This window comes from Methylobacterium sp. E-012 (assembly GCF_057836545.1).
Map to the genome: position 1 here is coordinate 681288 of NZ_JBYQEY010000001.1, position 16120 is coordinate 697407.

The following is a 16120-nucleotide window of genomic DNA, read 5'->3' on the forward strand; positions in this document are numbered from 1 at the left end:
TCGTGGCAGCCTTTGTGTATATGTTGCGCTGCTCCGACGGCAGTTACTATGTCGGTTCTGCTCGCGGCGAGAGCCTGGACAAGCGGCTGAGCGAGCATCAGGCCGGCATGTATCCCGGTTATACCAGTCGGCGCCGGCCTGTGACGCTGGTCTATGCTGAACAGTTCGACCGCATCACCGATGCCATCGCGGCCGAGCGGCGCATTAAGGGCTGGGGCCGGGCCAAGAAGGAGGCGTTGATCCGAGAGGATTGGGACGCCTTGCAGCAGCTGGCGAAACGCCCGACCGCGCAGCCGCCATCCAAACAATCCCCCTCATCCTGAGGTGCCGGAGCGTAGCGGAGGCCTCGAAGGAGACCTCTAGAGGTCACAGTGTCTTCTGGAGGGCGCCTTCGAGGCCCGCTGACGCGGGCACCTCAGGATGAGGGCGATTGTTTGGATGATCGCCCGTCGCGCGACCGGGGCTCTCACCCCCCCGACTTCTTGGCCTTATCGGCCGCACCCGGCGCCTCGTGCGGCTGGGGCGCGCCCTTGGGCAGTTCCGGGTTCTCGGCGTTGTGCGGGGCGGCCACCGGGGCCGGCGTGGTCTCGGCGGTGGCGGTGGGCTTCTCGATCTCCGGCAGCCCGTCCTTGAGCTTCGCGTTGATCTGCGCGAGGTCGTCCGGCTCGGGGTTCAGGTCCTTGGCGTGCTGCCACTGGAACTTGCCCTCCAGCCGCCGGCCCGCGCGCCAGTAGGCGTCGCCCAGGTGGTCGTTGATGGTCGGGTCGCCGGGCTTCAGCTCGACCGCCTTCTCCAATTCGCGCACCGCGTCGTCCCAGCGGCCGAGGCGGTAATAGGCCCACCCCAAGCTGTCGACGATCATGCCGTCGCGCGGGCTGGCGTCGACCGCCTGCTGCAGCAGCTTGAACGCCGCGTCGATGTTGGTGTTCTGGTCGACCCAGGAATAGCCGAGGTAGTTCATCACCTGGGCCTTGGCGGCCGGCTGGCTGGCCGGCACCAGGGCGAGGGCCTTCTTCAGGTCGGCCTCGGCCTTCGGCCATTGCTTGGCGCGCTCGTAGGCGGTGCCGCGGAAGTAGTAGGTCGTCCAGTAATTCGCCTGCGGCCGGTCGCCGATCAGGTCGATGGCGCGGGTATAGGTGGCGGCGGCCTCCTCGTACTTCTTGCGCGCCCGCTGGACGTTGCCCAGTGCCGTGATCACGTCGATGTCGTCCGGATGGGCCTTCATGGTCGCGTCGAGATGCGCCAGCGCCTCGTCGGCCTTGCCCATCTGCTCCAGGTTCAGGCCGATCTGGATGTCGGCGTTGAGCTTGAGCGGGGAACTGGCCGGGATCTGCGCGTAGGCCTCGTTGGCGCGCTCCGGCTGCTTCATCCGGTCGAGGGTATCGGCGAGCGTCAGCCGGGCGAGGGCGTGGTCGGGGGCGAGGTAGAGCGCCAGCCGCAGGTAGATCACCGCGGGCAATTCGTCGCCCTGCGTCGAGCCCGCCGAGCCCAGCCCGTACAGCACCTCGGCGGCGCCCTCCTGGGCGTTGCCGATCAGCCGGGCCAGCGGCTTGCCGTCCTTGAGCTTGTCCAGGGCGTCGCGGACCAGCGGGTGCCGGGGCGAGAGCTGGTCGAAGTCGGAATAGGCTTGGATCGCCAGGTCGGTGCGGCCGAGGCTCGCCTCCATCCGGGCATAGGCGTCGACGATGCGCAGGGTGTTGCGGTCGGCCTCGTAGGCGGCCTTGAGGCGTCGCTCGGCCTCGGCATTGTCGCCGGTGACCGACGCGATCAGGCCCGCGTGGTAATCGCGGAACGTGTTGTAGTAGCGCTCGCCCCGGAGCTTGTTGACCGTCTCCAGCGCCTTCTTGCCGTCGCCGGCCCCGGCATACGACCAGGCGGTGAGCAGGGTCGCGGTGAGGTCGGTCGCCGCGCCCCGGCCGCTGCGGGAGAAGTTCTGGCGGGCGGCGGCCCATTGGCCGGCCTTGATCTGGCGCACCCCGAGGGAGAGGTTGGCGAGCCCGTTGGTCGGATCGCGGGCGATCAGCTTCTCGGCGGCCCGGAACGCGTCCGGCAGGGCGCCGTCGGCGAGCAGCGAAATGAAGGCGCGCTCGACCAGCTCGGCGTTGCGCGGATCGGCCTTGACCGCCTCGCGGTAGAAGGTCGCCGCCGCCGCCGTGTCCCGGGCGGCGCCCGCGATGTAGGCGGAGAGGAAGTTGCCCTCGAGCGAATCCGCGGGCTCGTAATCGAGCACCGGGCTCGATTCCCGCGGCTGGGCGGCGAGCGCGATCTGCGGGAGCCCTGCGGCGAGCAGCAGGGCGAGCGCCGAGACGCTCCGGCGGGCGCGTGTTGTCATCATGAACCGATCGCGGCTCCTGGGCGCCGGGCCCCTCCGAGGGCCGGGCGCGGGAATGGCGGGGCGTCCCCGAAAAATCGCTGGGGACACTGAACCCATCCCGCCAGCCCCGCAAGGCGAAAGGATGGCGCGGGGGCCGCCCGGTCTCAGGCGGAGATCACCAGCTCGACGGCCAGGCTGCCGAGCACGCTCGCCAGGGACGCCTCCTGCAGCACTTCCGTGACGGGCTCCGCCCGCAGCGTCGCGACCGCCCGGTCATAGACGGCGCAGCAGGCCGCACCGGTCAACCGCGAGCCGTACAGGATGCCGTTGGCATCGCTCGTCGCGTGGATTGCGCGGCTGAGACGCGGACCGTCGCGATGGACCTTGGCGCGGCCGGCATCCGTGGAGATGCCGAGGCGGAGGAGGCCGGTGGTCCGCAGGTCGATCACGGTCAACGGCCGGGCCGCGCTCACCCGCGTCACGCCCCAGCGCGCGATCTCCGCCGCGCCGATCCGGCGCCGGCGGCGATTCTCGAACCGGTCGCGGATCAGCGTCTCGGCTATGCCCGTCGCCAGGTCCACGGCGAGGTAGAGGACTTTGAAACCGTCGTCGGGACTGGAGAAGCGCGACCGGCCGAACCCCATGCCGAGGGGCGTCGAGCGGTAGGCCAGGGGCGTCACGCGGTGGTAGCCGACCGGCTGAAAGGCGATCGCCAGGCTGGCGAGGACCGCCAAGTCCAGACGCAGCTCACGCGAAGTCATCGCGGGCCGCGTCGATGACGGACGCGACCCGTCCCCGTTTCAGGTCGTCGAGCGGCGATCCGCCGCGCGCATACGGCTCGACCAGCCAGAGCCAGGCGGTGCGCGGCTCGCCGATGATCGCCAGCACCGCGGCGAGCCCGGCGGCCGGCCGACCGTCGACGAACTGGGCGAGGGGGAACAGGTGCTTGCGCGTCCCCGTCAGGAGGCCCACGACCGCGCCGCTGCGCCGCCAATCCTGGAGGGTGGATCGCGCGATCCCGAGGCGGGCGGCGAGTTCGCCCGCGCCCGCGAGGGGGCCGGCCCAGTCTTCCAGCGTCAGGGGACGGACAGAGGCCGCCAGCCGCTTCAAGCCGTGCTGGCGATCGATGGTCCCGCCCGTCGCCGCGCCGTGGCTCACTTCGACAGGGCTACACGGGTTCAGGATGATCGCGCGTGGCGGCGCGGCGCCGGCCGATCCCGAACGCGGACCTTCGGCCTCCAGATGGTCCAGCAGGGCGTGCATGGCCCGGACGGCATCGCCCTGCTCGACCGCCCGGCCGACGGCAGCCATGACACCCGCCGCGTGCTCCAACGTGGCCGGCTCCGCCGCCGGATTGCGCCTCTGAAGCACGGCCAGCAGGTCGTCGGACCGGATGTCGAGCATGTCCCAGCCGGTCGCGGAGTCCCGTGTCAGGGCGGCAGCCCCCGATCCGCACAATCTCGTGCGGATTGTGCGGATTGTCCAGATCGGTCGAGACGATCCCCCTCACATGTTCGGATAATTCGGCCCGCCCGGCCCCTCCGGCGTCACCCAGTCGATGTTCTGGTTCGGGTCCTTGATATCGCAGGTCTTGCAGTGGACGCAGTTCTGCGCGTTGATCTGGTAGCGCACCCCGTCCGAGGCGGCCGCGTCCGCCACCCATTCGTAGACGCCGGCCGGGCAGTAGCGGGACGAGGGGCCGCCGTAGACGTCGTGCTCGGAGTGCTTCTGGAGTTCCAGGTCCCGGACCTTCAGGTGGGGCGGCTGGTCCTCCTCATGGTTGGTGTTCGACAGGTAGACCGAGGAGAGCCGGTCGAAGGTCAGCTTGCCGTCGGGTTTCGGGTAGGTGATCGGCGTCACCTCGGAGAGCGGCTTGAGGCAGGCATGGTCGGGCTTGCCGTGGCCGAGCGTCCCGAACGGCGAGGCACCGAGCAGGCTCGTCGCCCACATGTCGATGCCGCCGAGGCCGACGCCCACCAGGGTGCCGTATCTGGACCAGAGCGGCTTGACGTTGCGCACCGCCTTCAGGTCCTGCCCGATCGGGCTGTCGCGCCAGCCAACCTCGTAGGCGGTGAGCTCGTCCCCGGCCCGGCCCGCCTTCAGGGCGTCCGCGATGGCGTCGGCCGCCTGCATCCCGGACAGCACCGCGTTGTGCGAGCCCTTGATCCGCGGCACGTTCACGAACCCCGCCGCGCAACCGACCAGGCAGCCGCCCGGGAAGACCAGCTTGGGCACCGATTGCCAGCCGCCCTCCATGATGGCCCGCGCCCCGTAGCCGATCCGCTTGGCCCCCGCGAAGGTCTCGGCGATCAGCGGATGGGTCTTGAAGCGCTGGAACTCCTCGAACGGCGACAGGGTCGGGTTCTCGTAGTTCAGGTGGGTGACGAAGCCGACCGAGAGCAGGTTGTCGTCGAAATGGTAGAGCCAGGAGCCGCCCCCGGCCTTGTTGGGCAGGGGCCAGCCCATGGTGTGGCGCACCAGCCCCGGCTCGAAGGTCGAATCCGGCAATTGCCAGAGCTCCTTCACGCCGAGCCCGTACTTGAAGTGGTCGCTGTGCCGGTTGAGCGAGAACCGCTGGATCAGCCCCTTGGTCAGGTTGCCGCGCGCGCCCTCGCCGAACACCGTATACTTGGCCCGCAGCTCCATGCCGCGGGTGTAGTCCTCCCGCGGCTCCCCCGACCGGCCGATGCCGAGATCCCCCGTGGCGATGCCCGCCACCGCACCGTTATCGTCGAACAGCACCTCGGAGGCCGGGAAGCCCGGATAGATCTCGACGCCCAGCGCCTCGGCCTGGGCGCCCAGGTATTTGCACACGTTCGAGAGCGAGCCGACGAAATTGCCGTGGTTCGACATGAGACGCGGGAAGAACACGTTCGGCAGGGTGATGCCGCTGTTCTTGGTGAGCATCATGAACTCGTCGCGTCGGACCTCGGTCTTGAGCGGCCGCTCCGGATCCGCGCGCCAATCCGGCAGCAGCCGGTCGAGGCCGCTCGGGTCGATCACCGCGCCCGACAGGATGTGGGCGCCGACCTCCGAGCCCTTTTCCACCACGACGACGGCGATCTCCTCGCCGATCTCGGCGGCGCGCTGCTTCAGGCGGATCGCGGTGGCGAGGCCGGCCGGGCCGGCACCGACCACGACCACGTCGAAATCCATGCTCTCGCGTTCGGGCAGCGCCATCCGCGCCTCTCCTTTTCTTCTCCACGCGCCCGATCTTCCGTCGGGCCGGCTTTCGTGCTGCCGTCTCAAGCGATTCCAAGCTGGAAAGGCAAGTTGCCGACGCGCAGACTTACGGCAAAGTTCCCTTTGCCGCACCGGAGGGGTGGATGGGACGATCCGTGTCCGGGGACGCCGGCACCGCGCCGTTCGGTCACGCAAGTCCTTGGCGGCCGGGGCGTTTCGAGAGTTGTCCACAGGGCCCGGCCACCCCACATGAGTGTCCCCATGCCGAGCCCCACCGACGCGCAAGCCGACCTGATCGCCTATCTCGATTTCCACGTGGAGGCCGGGGCCGACGCGGTTCTGGACGAGCGGCCGCATGACCGCTTCGGCGAGGCCGACGCGCCGGCGCCGACCCTGCGCAGGGTGGCGCGCCCGGCGCCCGCACCCCGGCCGGACGACCAGCCCAGGCCGCTGGTGCCGCCCCCCGGTTCGCCGCCCCCCGCCGTGGCGCCGCGGACCTTCGGCCGGGCCGCCAGCGCCCAGCCCGACGAGGCGGCGAGCGATGCCCGGGCCCGGGCGCGCGGGGCCCGGAGCCTCGACGAGCTCGAAAAGATCCTGGCGGAGTTCGACGCCTGCCCGCTGCGCTTCACCGCCAAGAACCTGGTCTTCGCCGACGGCAATCCGGAGGCCCGGGTGATGTTTCTCGGGGAGGCGCCGGGGGCCGACGAGGACCGGATCGGCAAGCCGTTCATGGGCCGCTCGGGCCAACTCCTCGACAAGATGATGAAGGCGGTCGGGCTCGACCGGTCGAGCGCCTATATCGGCAACATCGTGCCCTGGCGGCCCCCGGGCAACCGCAACCCGACCCCCCAGGAGGTCGCGGTGTGCCGGCCCTTCGTGGAGCGCCAGATCGAGCTGGTTGACCCGGACATCATCGTCTGCCTCGGCGCGCCCGCGACCCAGACGCTCACCGGCACCAAGGACGGCATCCTGCGGACCCGCGGGCGGCTGTTCCCGTACACGCTGCCGACCCGCGAGGTGAAGCTCCTCGCCACCCTCCACCCGGCCTTCCTGCTGCGCCAGCCGGTGCAGAAGCGCCTGGCCTGGCGGGATTTCCGCGCCCTGCGCGCCCTGCTCGACGGGAAAGCTTGACCGCGGACGCGGAACCGGCTCTCCCCTCCCGCCATTAGAGCTTCGGTCCCGCCGGCGGGACAGAGCGACGCACAGCAGATTCTCGCCGGCCCGTGACGGCCGGCGCAGCACCGATGGCGGGCCCGACCATGCGCTGGGAAGATCTACGCAGCTCCGACAATGTCGAGGATCGCCGGGGCGAGGGCGGCGGCGGGGGCGGCATGGGCTTTCCCGGCGGCGGCGCCGGAGGCCTCGGCATCGGCACCATCGTGGTGCTGCTGATCGTCAGCTACTTCACGGGCATCAACCCGGCGATCCTGATCGGCGGCGCCGAGCGGATCGGCGGTGGCGGCGGCCAGCAGGAGCAGCCGGCGGATCCGCAGAGCCAGGCCCGGCGCCGCCAGGCGCCCACCGACGAGAGCGGCAAGTTCGCCTCCAAGATCCTGGGCAACACCGAGGACGTCTGGAGCCAGATCCTGCCGCAGCAGACCGGCAAGCAATACACCCCGACGACGCTCGTGCTCTACACCGGCGGCACCCGCTCGGGCTGCGGCTCGGCCCAGGCCGCGATGGGCCCGTTCTACTGCCCGCTCGACAAGAAGGTCTATCTCGACACCGGCTTCTTCAAGGAGATGGCCTCGAAGTTCGGCGTGAAGGGCGATTTCGCCTATGCCTACGTGATCGCCCACGAGGTCGGCCACCACGTCCAGGACGTGCTCGGCATCCTCGGCAAGGTCCAGGCCCGCCAGCAGCAGGCGTCGAGCAAGACCGAGGCGAACGCCCTGTCGGTGCGGATCGAATTGATGGCCGATTGCCTCGCCGGCGTCTGGGCCAAGAACTCCAACGACAAATACGCCGAACTCGACCAGGGCGACATCGACGAGGCCCTGAACGCCGCCGCCCAGATCGGCGACGACGCGTTGCAGAAGCGGTCCCAGGGTTACGTGGTGCCGGATTCCTTCACCCACGGCTCCTCGGCCCAGCGCCAGCGCTGGTTCTCGGCCGGCTACAAGAGCGGCCAGACCAAGGCCTGCGACACGTTCCGGACGGCGGACAACTGAGGCTGGCTCAGGGCTTCCGCGAGCGTAGCGAAGCGAGGACGGCAAAAGCTCCCCGTCCAGCGTCATCTTTCACCAGCGGCTCCAGCGAAGGGCTCGGCCGGAACCTTCTGGCCCCCCTCCGGCATCCTGGCGACAGGGCTGCCGGCTTGACGGGCATGTCATTTCGCATTCCCGTTCGATCCAGTCCGACTCATGGAGTGCGCGATGGCGTCCCTCGCCGTGACGGCGAAAGGACAGGTCACCCTGAAACGTGACCTGCTACGACACCTCGGCATCAAGCCCGGGGAGCGAATCGACTTCGAGAAACTGCCCGGTGGTGAGTTGCGCGTGCGGGCGGCCCGACCGTCCGGCACGATCGACAAGTTCCTCCATGCCCTCGATGGAAAAGTGACGCTGGATAAGCCGCTGACGATCGAGGCGATGAACGCCATTGCTGAAGCGGGCTGGTCCGGCGCGCCGGACGACGCATGAACATCGCCGTCGATACCAACCTGTTGGCCCGGGCGATTCTGATGGACGATCCTGAGCAGGGCCGCACGGCGCGGAAGCTGCTCACGGATGCGACCACGATCGCGATCCCGTTGCCGTGCCTGTGCGAGCTGGTCTGGATCCTCCGGCGCGGGGCCGAGCTCGCGACCGCGGATGTGGCATCCGCGCTGCGCGCGTTGCTCGAGACCGGGAACCTCACCATGAACCGGCCCGCCGTAGAAGCCGGGCTCGGGTTGCTCGAGGCCGGCGGCGACTTCGCCGACGGTGTCATCGCCCATGAAGGCCGCTGTCTCGGCGGCGAGACCTTTGTCTCGTTCGACCGGGCGGCTGTAGTGCTGCTGTCTCGGCAAGGAGAAGCGGCGCGGCTTCTTTCCTGAGTGCGGAGCCGGTCGGAGAACCTCCGACCTGGGAGAGATCAGCCCCTGCTCAGCCGCTTGGCGTTGGCCTGGACCTTCCGGCGGTAGTTGCGGATCACCTTGCCGTTCGAGGCGCCCGAGGCGACCATCAGGGCCGCCTCGCTCGCCGCCATGATCTTCTCCGTCACCATGCGCTGCGCCTCGATCTGCGCGGCCGGGCCGCCCACCGCGAACATCGCCATGCGCTGGACGATCACCCCCTGGGCCTCGAAGCCCAGCATGGCCATGTCGAGGCTCGTCTTCCACCAACCGAACAGCATCGTGGTCCTCGTCCCAAGGGCATCGGCCCGAAAGGTATGCGCCTTCATTTAGAAAAAGATGATGCCCAACCAAAGGCGTAGCGCGGGGCACAACGGCGCAGCCTGGACTTGGCTCCCGAGAGCCGACCACGCTTGCGTGAGGCATCCGGCCGTCCGACCCCGGCTTCGTCTTTGCGCCGTCTCGGTCCATGCCGTAAGCGGCCCGGAGCGACCTCCCCCGGATACGGCCTTCATGATACGCCTGGACAAGATCACCAAGCAGAACGGGCGGCAGCTCGTCTTCATCGAGGCCTCGGCCGCCCTCCAGCGGGGCGAGAAGATCGGGCTCGTGGGTCCCAACGGGGCCGGCAAGACCACCCTGTTCCGGATGATAATCGGCCAGGAGCAGCCCGACGAGGGCCAGGTCTCCGCCGACCGGGGCATCACCATCGGGTATTTCAGCCAGGATGTCGGCGAGATGGCCGGCCGCAGCGTCGTCACCGAGGTGATGGACGGTGCCGGGCCGGTGAGCGCGGTGGCGGCGGAACTCGCCGAACTCGGCGCGGCGCTGGCCGACCCGGACCGGGCCGACGAGATGGAGGCGCTGATCGAGCGCTACGGCGAGGTCCAGGCCCGGTTCGAGGAGCTCGACGGCTACGCCCTGGAGGGCCGGGCCCGGGAGGTGCTCGACGGCCTCAGCTTCAGCCAGGCGATGATGGAGGGCGATGTCGGCGCCCTCTCGGGGGGCTGGAAGATGCGCGTGGCGCTGGCCCGCATCCTGCTGATGCGCCCGGACGTGATGCTGCTGGACGAGCCGTCCAACCACCTGGATCTCGAGAGCCTGATCTGGCTCGAATCGTTCCTGAAGGCCTATGACGGCGCCCTGCTGATGACCTCGCACGACCGCGAGTTCATGAACCGGATCGTCACCAAGGTGATCGAGATCGACGGCGGCGCGCTCACCACCTTCTCGGGCGACTACGCCTTCTACGAGGGCCAGCGGAAGCTCAACGAGGCGCAAGCCCAGGCGCAGTTCGATCGCCAGCAGGCGATGCTCGCCAAGGAGATCGCCTTCATCGAGCGGTTCAAGGCCCGGGCCTCCCACGCCGCCCAGGTCCAGAGCCGGGTGAAGAAGCTCGACAAGATCGAGCGCGTCGAGCCGCCCCGGCGGCGGCAATCCGTGGCCTTCGAGTTCCAGCCGGCGCCGCGCTCCGGCGACGACGTCGTGATGCTGAAGGGCGTGCACAAGCGCTACGGCAGCCGCACGATCTACGAAGGCCTCGACTTCTCGGTGCGCCGCCGGGAGCGCTGGTGCGTGATGGGCATCAACGGCGCCGGCAAGTCGACGCTCCTGAAGCTCGTCACCGGCACCACCGCGCCGGATGACGGCTCGGTCACGGTCGGCGGCAGCGTCAAGCTCGGCTACTTCGCCCAGCACGCCATGGACCTGCTCGACGGCGACCGCACGGTGTTCCAGACCCTGGAGGAGGCGTTCCCGCAGGCGGGCCAGGGCTCGCTGCGGGCGCTGGCCGGCTGCTTCGGCTTCTCGGGCGACGACGTCGAGAAGCGCTGCCGGGTGCTCTCGGGCGGCGAGAAGGCCCGGCTGGTCATGGCCCTGATGCTCTACGACCCGCCGAATTTCCTGGTGCTCGACGAGCCGACCAACCACCTCGACATGGGCACCAAGGAGATGCTGATCGCGGCGCTGGGCGCCTACGAGGGCACGATGCTGTTCGTCTCCCACGATCGGCATTTCCTCGCGGCCCTGTCGAACCGGGTGCTGGAGGTGACCCCGGAGGGCATCCACCAGTACGGCGGCGGCTACACCGAGTACGTGGCCCGCACCGGCCAGGAGGCGCCGGGCCTGCGCAGCTGAGGATTCCCGGTCCCGGCTGGATCCGCATCGCTGTCGCTGCGCCGGGCGCGCGCGGCGTCCCCCGACCGGACGCCCTGCGGCGGGCATGCCGCTATCGCCGGGCATGGGCCCGCGCTAGGCTGCGCCGAAACGGCCCTGCGTGAGACGTCGTGCGACGCCTGCTGAAATTCCTCCACACGATGGGCGCGGCGGGCGTGCTGGGGGCGATGGCGGCCCTGGTGGCCATGCTCGGCGTCGCCCCGGCACCGGCGGCCCTGCCCGGCTACGCGGCCGTGCGGGGCGCCATGGGGGCCGTCGCCACCTGGGTGTTCCTGCCGTCCCTCGCCCTGTGCCTGATGTCCGGCCTGCTGGCCATGGCGCTCAACCGCGCCTTCGTGGGCGCCGGCTGGGCCTGGATCAAGCTCGCCACCGGCGTGCTGATGTTCGAGGGCGGGCTGGTCTACGTGCAGGGGCCGATGCGGCGGGAGGCCGAACAGAGCGCCCGGGCGCTCGCCGGCCTGGTCGATCCCGCCGTGCTGGCGGTCTCGCTGCCCGGGGAGCGCGGGACGCTCTGGGTCCTGCTCGCCGTCTCCGCCGCCAACGTCGCGCTGGGGATCTGGCGGCCGCGGGTCTTGCGGATCCCGACCTAAGGCAGGGTTCGTGGCGCTCGGTCGAGGGCGTCTTCCCTCTGCGGGGACCAGGGGTGGGGGTGTGCAGGATCGCGCGTGACGGTGCCCTCTGCGCCACGGAAGCCTGCCTCACCCGTGTCGCCGATGCCCGTCTTCGTCTCATCAATGCGCCGGCTAACGAAACTATTTGCCGATGCAGAACCCGGCGAACAGCCTGTCGAGCACGTCCTCGACGCCGACATGGCCGCCGACTTCGCCCAGGGACCGGACGGCCAGCCGGAGATCCTCCGCGGCGAGTTCCGGCAGGACCCCGACCCCCGCGAGCAGCCGGTCGAGATGAGCCAGGCAGGCCTCCAGCGCGGCCCGATGGCGCGCCCGGGTGATCAGGGCGTCGCCGACGCCGAGGCCGGCTTCCGCTGCGCCCTGGATCGCGTCGACGAGCGCGTCCAGGCCGGCCCCGGTCCGGGCGGAGACCGCCAGCGCGCCGGGGGGGACTCTCGATAAGGAGCCGGCAAACAGATCGGCCTTCGTGAGCACGGTCAGGGTCCGGATCCCGGACTCGCCGAGATCCGGCCCGGTCCCATCCGGGGGCACCAGGGCCAGGACGAGATCCGCCGCCGCGATCCGCGCACGGCTGCGCAGGATCCCCTCGGCCTCGACCGGTTCGGCGGTGGCGCGCAGGCCCGCGGTATCCACCAGGAGGACCGGCAGGCCGCCGAGATCGAGCCGCACTTCGAGGGCGTCCCGGGTGGTGCCGGGCACGTCCGACACGATAGCGACCTCCCGGCGGCTCAGGGCGTTAAGCAAGGTGGACTTGCCGGCATTGGGCGCGCCGGCCAGGACCACGACGAACCCCTCGCGCAGGCGCTCGCCCCGGCGGCCGTCGTGGAGTGCCGTGGCGATGTCCCGGTGCAGGGCCGCCGCCCGGTCGAACAGGGCCGCGTCGAGCCCGGCCTCGTCGACATCGCCCTCATCGGCGAAGTCGAGGGCGGCCTCGGCGGCGGCGAGGCAGTCGATCGCCTCGGCCCGCCACGCCGCGACCTGGCGGCTCAAAGTGCCGTCGAGCTGGCGCAGGGCTTGGCGGCGCTGGCCCTCGGTCTCGGCGTCGATCAGGTCGGCCACCGCCTCGGCCTCGGCCAGGTCCATCCGGCCGTTGAGCACCGCCCGGCGGGTGAAGGCGCCCGGACCGGCCGCCCGGCACCCCGGCATCCGGGCGAGGGCGGCGAGCACGCCCATCCGGACTGCCACGCCGCCATGCAGGTGCAGCTCGGCCATGTCCTCGCCGCTATAGGTGTCCAGCCCGGGGAACCAGGCGACGAGCGCCCGGTCGAGCTCGGTCCCGTCGACCGGATCCCGGAGCGTCCGCAGGGACAGCCGGCGGGGGGACGGCAGGCCGCCGCACAGGGTCGTCACGACATCCCGCGCGGCCGGTCCGCTGATGCGGATCACCGCGACGGCCGCCCGGCCGAAGCCGGTGGCGGGGGCGAACAGGGTTTCGGTTTCGGTCATGGCTGCAGCGTCGCGCAAGCTCTGCCTTTTTCAGGTCGCGGGCGGGTGTTTCACGTGAAACAGGCCGGCCCCCTATACCCCATCCCGAGGCCGGGCCGATCCCGTTGGACGCAGAACCGTCGAAAGCCGATGGAGGCCAGGATGCACCCGACGCGCCGCACGCTCTGCCGCAGCCTGCTCGCCGCCCCGTTGATCCTGCCGAGGCGGAGCGCGCTGGCCGGGGCCGAACCGGAGATCGGGACAATCGAGCACCGCGTCGGCGGCCGGATCGGCGTCGCGGCCGGATCGGCGGATCGGATCCTGCTGCGCCACCGGGCGGATGAGCGCTTCCCGATGTGCAGCACCTTCAAGGTTCTGGCCGTCGCGGCGGTGCTGGCGCGGGTCGAGGCCGGCACCGAGACCCTCGCCGCGATGGTGTCGTACGGCGCGGGCGACCTCTTGAGCTACGCCCCGGTGACCCGGAAGGCCCTGGAGGCGAGCCGCGGCACCGGGCGGCTCTCCATGAACGACCTCTGCGCCGCAGCGGTCGAATGGAGCGACAACACAGCGGCCAACCTGCTGCTCGCGCGCCTCGGCGGTCCCGAAGGCCTGACCGCATGGCTGCGGCGCATCGGCGATCCCACCACCCGGCTCGATCGCAACGAACCGGACCTGAACAGCGCCCGCCCCGGCGACCCGCGCGACACCATAACCCCTGCGGCGATGCACGCGACCCTCGGCCGGATCCTGCTCGGCTCGGTCCTGACACCGCCGTCCCGCGAACGGCTGGAGGGCTGGATGGTCGGGGGCCAGACCGGGTTGAAGCGGCTCCGGGCGGGCCTGCCCCAGGACTGGACCGTCGGCGACAAGACCGGAACCGGCGTCAACGGCACAGTCAACGACGTGGCGATCCTGCGGCCGCCGGGGCGTGCGCCGGTGATCGCGGCCGTGTACATCACCGGCTCCCCGATGCCCGCGGCGGCGATCGAATCGGCCCATGCCGAGATCGGCCGCCTCATCGCCGCGCGGGTCACCGCCTGAGGCCGATTCCCCGACGACGCCATGGCCAAATCAGCCCCGAAGACCACCCGGGCGACCCACGCCCTCGACCAGGCCGGCCTGCGCTACAGCCTTCACGCCTACGATTACGATCCCGATGCCCCGCGCATCGGCCTCCAGGCCGCGGAGGCGCTGGGCGTGCCGCCCGGCCGCGTGCTGAAGACCCTGATGGCGGCGGTCGATGGGCGCACGGTCTGCCTGCTGGTCGCCTCCGACCGGGAGGTCTCGATGAAGCGGGTCGCGGCCGCCTTCTCGGGCAAGGCCGCCGCGATGCTCAAGCCCGCCGACGCCGAGCGGCTGACCGGCTACCATGTCGGCGGCATCAGCCCGCTGGGCCAGAAGCGCCCCGTTCCGACCGCGATCGACGCCGGCTCCCTCGGCGATCCGGGGGCCGAGATCCACGTCAACGGCGGCGGACGGGGCCTGCAGATCCGCCTGATCGAGGGGGATCTCGTCGCCGTGCTGAAGGCGCTGGTCGTGCCGCTGACCTGAGGGCCGAAAGCATCATGTCGAACGGACTTCCCATCCAACCCCCTCATCCTGAGGTGCGGCGGGAGCCGCCTCGAAGGAGCCCTCCAGCCAGCCGCGCGATTCCTGGAGCTCTCCTTCGAGGTCCGCTGACGCGGTCACCTCAGGATGAGGGAATGGGATGGGATCATCCGAAAAGGCCGCCCCACAGCGCCGTTCCGCCGGGGACGCGATCGGATGTGGCTCAAGCCGCCAGGTAAGCCCCCGTTTACCTTGCTTCGCCACGGTGCTGGCCTGCGACGGAAATGGGAACGGCATGCGGATGATCGGGCGCAGGGGGACGATGGCGCTCGGGTTCGCCCTGCTGCTCGCCGGCCCCGGCGCGGCCGCCGACCTCGCCGTACGCGGCCCCGTCCCCGGCCCCTACGGACCGGAGGTCAGTGCCCGCCTGCGCTTCTTCCCGCGCAGCGACGGCGTCGACCGCCCCCCGGTCTACGCCATCCGGACCCGCCCGGTGCCGGCGGGATGCACGCCGAGGCGGGTGCCCGTGCCCACCAACGCGCCGGACGATCCCAGCTATGTCGGCTCCGAATACGGCCTGTCGCATCCGAGCTATTACGGGTTCACGCCGCCCCTGGGGGTGGACGATCCCAACGGGCGCTCCCTGCTGCCCTATTGTCCCTGAGCCGCCATCCCCCGGGACCCGGATTCCCCTCCCCCGCCCCATGTTCTAGACGGACGGTCCCGCCCCTCCGGAGCCCGTCCCGTGTCCGATTCGGTCCCTCAGCGCTTCAGCGATCGCGCTGCCCTGCACCGGTGCGTGGCCGGGTGGCGCGCGGCGGGCGAGCGCGTCGTCCTGGTCCCGACCATGGGGGCCCTGCATGCCGGGCATCTCGCCCTGCTGGCGGAGGCCCGGCGGATCGGCCGGCGCGTCGTGGCGAGCATCTTCGTGAATCCGACCCAGTTCGGACCCAACGAGGATTTCGCCCGGTACCCGCGGGATCTGGAGGCCGACCTGGCCCTGCTGGCCGAGGCCGGGGCCGATGCCGCCTGGACGCCCGATGTCGAGACCATGTACCCGCCGGGCTTCGCCACGCGGATCGAGGTGGCGGGGCTGTCCGAGGGGCTGTGCGGCCCGTTCCGGCCCGGCCACTTCGCCGGGGTCGCCACCGTGGTGACCAAGCTGCTCAACCAGGTTCGGCCGGACGTCGCGCTGTTCGGCGAGAAGGATTTCCAGCAGCTCCGGGTGATCCAGCAGGCGGTGGCCGACCTCGACCTCCCGGTGGAGATCCGCGGCGTTCCGACCCTGCGCGACCCTGACGGCCTCGCCCTGTCGTCGCGCAACCGCTACCTGACGCCGGAGGAGCGCGCCGCCGCGCCAAAACTCCACGCGGTGCTGGCCGATATCGCCCTCGCCTCGCGCAACGGCACCGGCGTCGCCGGGCGGATCGCCGCCGGGCGGGCCGCCCTGGAGGCGGCGGGCTTCCGGGTTCAGTACCTCACCGTCTGCGATGCCCGGACCCTGGCGCCGGTCGAGCGGGTCGAGGGCCCCGCCCGGGTCCTCGCCGCCGCCTATCTGGGCCGGACCCGGCTCATCGACAATCTCCCGGTCTGAAGCGCGCCCGTTGCCGCGCAGGATCGCACGGCGACGCCATCGGGTGGATCCCAGAGGGATCATCCCTCTGGCGGGGTCCCGGGGCGGAGCCCCGGGGATCTCGCAGGGGGCGCCCTGCCCCGCGAACGGTCCCGGACCTTCCGAAACCCGCATGATCCAAAGCCGTGGCGGCCGGATCACGCCCCCGGGATTTT

17 protein-coding genes are annotated in these 16120 nt (G+C 70.8%); 11 read left to right on the forward strand and 6 right to left on the reverse strand.

What is annotated here, in order from left to right; translation table 11 throughout:
- Positions 1-2 precede the first annotated feature (2 nt).
- Positions 3-323, forward strand: coding sequence for a GIY-YIG nuclease family protein (locus AC3IF1_RS03150; RefSeq protein ID WP_243967544.1), 321 nt, complete (start codon positions 3-5; stop codon positions 321-323).
- A gap of 143 nt (positions 324-466) precedes the next feature.
- Here AC3IF1_RS03150 and AC3IF1_RS03155 read toward each other — a convergent pair whose 3' ends face one another.
- The 4 genes from AC3IF1_RS03155 to AC3IF1_RS03170 form a co-directional block, all read right to left on the reverse strand.
- Positions 467-2335: a tetratricopeptide repeat protein gene (locus AC3IF1_RS03155; RefSeq protein ID WP_489215787.1), complete on the reverse strand. Its 1869-nt coding sequence runs from the start codon at positions 2333-2335 to the stop codon at positions 467-469.
- Between the two features lie 143 nt (positions 2336-2478).
- Positions 2479-3075 (reverse strand): RES family NAD+ phosphorylase, encoded by a 597-nt coding sequence (locus tag AC3IF1_RS03160; protein WP_489215789.1) that lies wholly within the window; start codon positions 3073-3075, stop codon positions 2479-2481.
- Complete coding sequence (locus AC3IF1_RS03165; protein WP_489215791.1) at positions 3062-3718, reverse strand: antitoxin Xre/MbcA/ParS-like domain-containing protein; 657 nt, start codon at positions 3716-3718, stop codon at positions 3062-3064. Before AC3IF1_RS03165 ends, AC3IF1_RS03160 begins: the two co-directional genes overlap by 14 nt.
- Positions 3719-3820: 102 nt before the next feature.
- Entirely contained in the window at positions 3821-5494 is a 1674-nt protein-coding gene (locus AC3IF1_RS03170) for an electron transfer flavoprotein-ubiquinone oxidoreductase (protein WP_243965218.1), read from the reverse strand.
- A gap of 264 nt (positions 5495-5758) precedes the next feature.
- Here AC3IF1_RS03170 and AC3IF1_RS03175 point away from each other — a divergent pair, with 264 nt between their 5' ends.
- The 4 genes from AC3IF1_RS03175 (at position 5759) to AC3IF1_RS03190 (ending at position 8534) form a co-directional block, all read left to right on the forward strand.
- Positions 5759-6628, forward strand: a complete 870-nt coding sequence (locus AC3IF1_RS03175; protein ID WP_243965219.1) for a uracil-DNA glycosylase — start codon at positions 5759-5761, stop codon at positions 6626-6628.
- 128 nt (positions 6629-6756) lie between these two features.
- Positions 6757-7668: a KPN_02809 family neutral zinc metallopeptidase gene (gene ypfJ, locus AC3IF1_RS03180; RefSeq protein WP_243965266.1), complete on the forward strand. Its 912-nt coding sequence runs from the start codon at positions 6757-6759 to the stop codon at positions 7666-7668.
- A gap of 204 nt (positions 7669-7872) precedes the next feature.
- Positions 7873-8139, forward strand: coding sequence for an AbrB/MazE/SpoVT family DNA-binding domain-containing protein (locus AC3IF1_RS03185; protein WP_489215794.1), 267 nt, complete (start codon positions 7873-7875; stop codon positions 8137-8139).
- Positions 8136-8534, forward strand: a complete 399-nt coding sequence (locus tag AC3IF1_RS03190) for a type II toxin-antitoxin system VapC family toxin (RefSeq protein WP_489215796.1) — start codon at positions 8136-8138, stop codon at positions 8532-8534. Before AC3IF1_RS03185 ends, AC3IF1_RS03190 begins: the two co-directional genes overlap by 4 nt.
- 38 nt (positions 8535-8572) lie before the next feature.
- Here the strand turns inward: AC3IF1_RS03190 and AC3IF1_RS03195 are convergent, their stop codons facing one another.
- Positions 8573-8833 (reverse strand): hypothetical protein, encoded by a 261-nt coding sequence (locus AC3IF1_RS03195; protein ID WP_243965223.1) that lies wholly within the window; start codon positions 8831-8833, stop codon positions 8573-8575.
- A 232-nt stretch (positions 8834-9065) separates the two neighbouring features.
- On the opposite strand from AC3IF1_RS03195, the gene AC3IF1_RS03200 reads away from it, so the two are divergent.
- Positions 9066-10688, forward strand: coding sequence for an ABC-F family ATP-binding cassette domain-containing protein (locus AC3IF1_RS03200; protein ID WP_243965224.1), 1623 nt, complete (start codon positions 9066-9068; stop codon positions 10686-10688).
- Between the two features lie 149 nt (positions 10689-10837).
- Positions 10838-11317 carry a hypothetical protein gene (locus AC3IF1_RS03205; protein ID WP_489215799.1) on the forward strand — a complete coding sequence of 160 codons (480 nt, stop codon included), beginning with the start codon at positions 10838-10840 and terminating at the stop codon, positions 11315-11317.
- Positions 11318-11479: 162 nt separating this feature from the next.
- On the opposite strand, the gene mnmE is transcribed toward AC3IF1_RS03205, so the two are convergent.
- Positions 11480-12805 carry a tRNA uridine-5-carboxymethylaminomethyl(34) synthesis GTPase MnmE gene (gene mnmE, locus AC3IF1_RS03210; protein ID WP_489215801.1) on the reverse strand — a complete coding sequence of 442 codons (1326 nt, stop codon included), beginning with the start codon at positions 12803-12805 and terminating at the stop codon, positions 11480-11482.
- A gap of 141 nt (positions 12806-12946) precedes the next feature.
- Between mnmE and bla the strand changes: the two genes are divergently transcribed.
- From bla to panC, 4 genes are all read left to right on the forward strand, one after another.
- Positions 12947-13825 (forward strand): class A beta-lactamase, encoded by an 879-nt coding sequence (bla, locus tag AC3IF1_RS03215; RefSeq protein ID WP_489215803.1) that lies wholly within the window; start codon positions 12947-12949, stop codon positions 13823-13825.
- Positions 13826-13846: 21 nt separating this feature from the next.
- On the forward strand, positions 13847-14335 hold the full coding sequence (locus AC3IF1_RS03220) for a YbaK/EbsC family protein (RefSeq protein WP_489215805.1): 489 nt from the start codon (positions 13847-13849) through the stop codon (positions 14333-14335).
- Positions 14336-14627: 292 nt separating this feature from the next.
- A complete protein-coding gene (locus AC3IF1_RS03225) occupies positions 14628-14996 on the forward strand; it encodes a hypothetical protein (RefSeq protein WP_489215807.1) in 369 nt (122 codons plus the stop codon).
- Positions 14997-15077: 81 nt separating this feature from the next.
- On the forward strand, positions 15078-15926 hold the full coding sequence (panC, locus tag AC3IF1_RS03230) for a pantoate--beta-alanine ligase (protein ID WP_313900819.1): 849 nt from the start codon (positions 15078-15080) through the stop codon (positions 15924-15926).
- The last annotated feature ends 194 nt before the right edge of the window (positions 15927-16120 follow it).

What these genes read in the sequence shown, in the direction of transcription:
- mnmE (WP_489215801.1), bottom strand. Translation starts at nt 12,805, where the DNA reads ATGACCGAAACCGAAACCCTGTTCGCCCCCGCCACCGGCTTCGGCCGG.
- AC3IF1_RS03225 (WP_489215807.1), top strand. Translation starts at nt 14,628, where the DNA reads ATGCGGATGATCGGGCGCAGGGGGACGATGGCGCTCGGGTTCGCCCTG.
- AC3IF1_RS03165 (WP_489215791.1), bottom strand. Translation starts at nt 3,718, where the DNA reads ATGCTCGACATCCGGTCCGACGACCTGCTGGCCGTGCTTCAGAGGCGC.
- AC3IF1_RS03185 (WP_489215794.1), top strand. Translation starts at nt 7,873, where the DNA reads ATGGCGTCCCTCGCCGTGACGGCGAAAGGACAGGTCACCCTGAAACGT.
- AC3IF1_RS03195 (WP_243965223.1), bottom strand. Translation starts at nt 8,833, where the DNA reads ATGCTGTTCGGTTGGTGGAAGACGAGCCTCGACATGGCCATGCTGGGC.
- AC3IF1_RS03160 (WP_489215789.1), bottom strand. Translation starts at nt 3,075, where the DNA reads ATGACTTCGCGTGAGCTGCGTCTGGACTTGGCGGTCCTCGCCAGCCTG.
- AC3IF1_RS03200 (WP_243965224.1), top strand. Translation starts at nt 9,066, where the DNA reads ATGATACGCCTGGACAAGATCACCAAGCAGAACGGGCGGCAGCTCGTC.
- AC3IF1_RS03170 (WP_243965218.1), bottom strand. Translation starts at nt 5,494, where the DNA reads ATGGCGCTGCCCGAACGCGAGAGCATGGATTTCGACGTGGTCGTGGTC.
- ypfJ (WP_243965266.1), top strand. Translation starts at nt 6,757, where the DNA reads ATGCGCTGGGAAGATCTACGCAGCTCCGACAATGTCGAGGATCGCCGG.
- AC3IF1_RS03155 (WP_489215787.1), bottom strand. Translation starts at nt 2,335, where the DNA reads ATGATGACAACACGCGCCCGCCGGAGCGTCTCGGCGCTCGCCCTGCTG.
- AC3IF1_RS03190 (WP_489215796.1), top strand. Translation starts at nt 8,136, where the DNA reads ATGAACATCGCCGTCGATACCAACCTGTTGGCCCGGGCGATTCTGATG.
- AC3IF1_RS03220 (WP_489215805.1), top strand. Translation starts at nt 13,847, where the DNA reads ATGGCCAAATCAGCCCCGAAGACCACCCGGGCGACCCACGCCCTCGAC.
- AC3IF1_RS03175 (WP_243965219.1), top strand. Translation starts at nt 5,759, where the DNA reads ATGCCGAGCCCCACCGACGCGCAAGCCGACCTGATCGCCTATCTCGAT.
- bla (WP_489215803.1), top strand. Translation starts at nt 12,947, where the DNA reads ATGCACCCGACGCGCCGCACGCTCTGCCGCAGCCTGCTCGCCGCCCCG.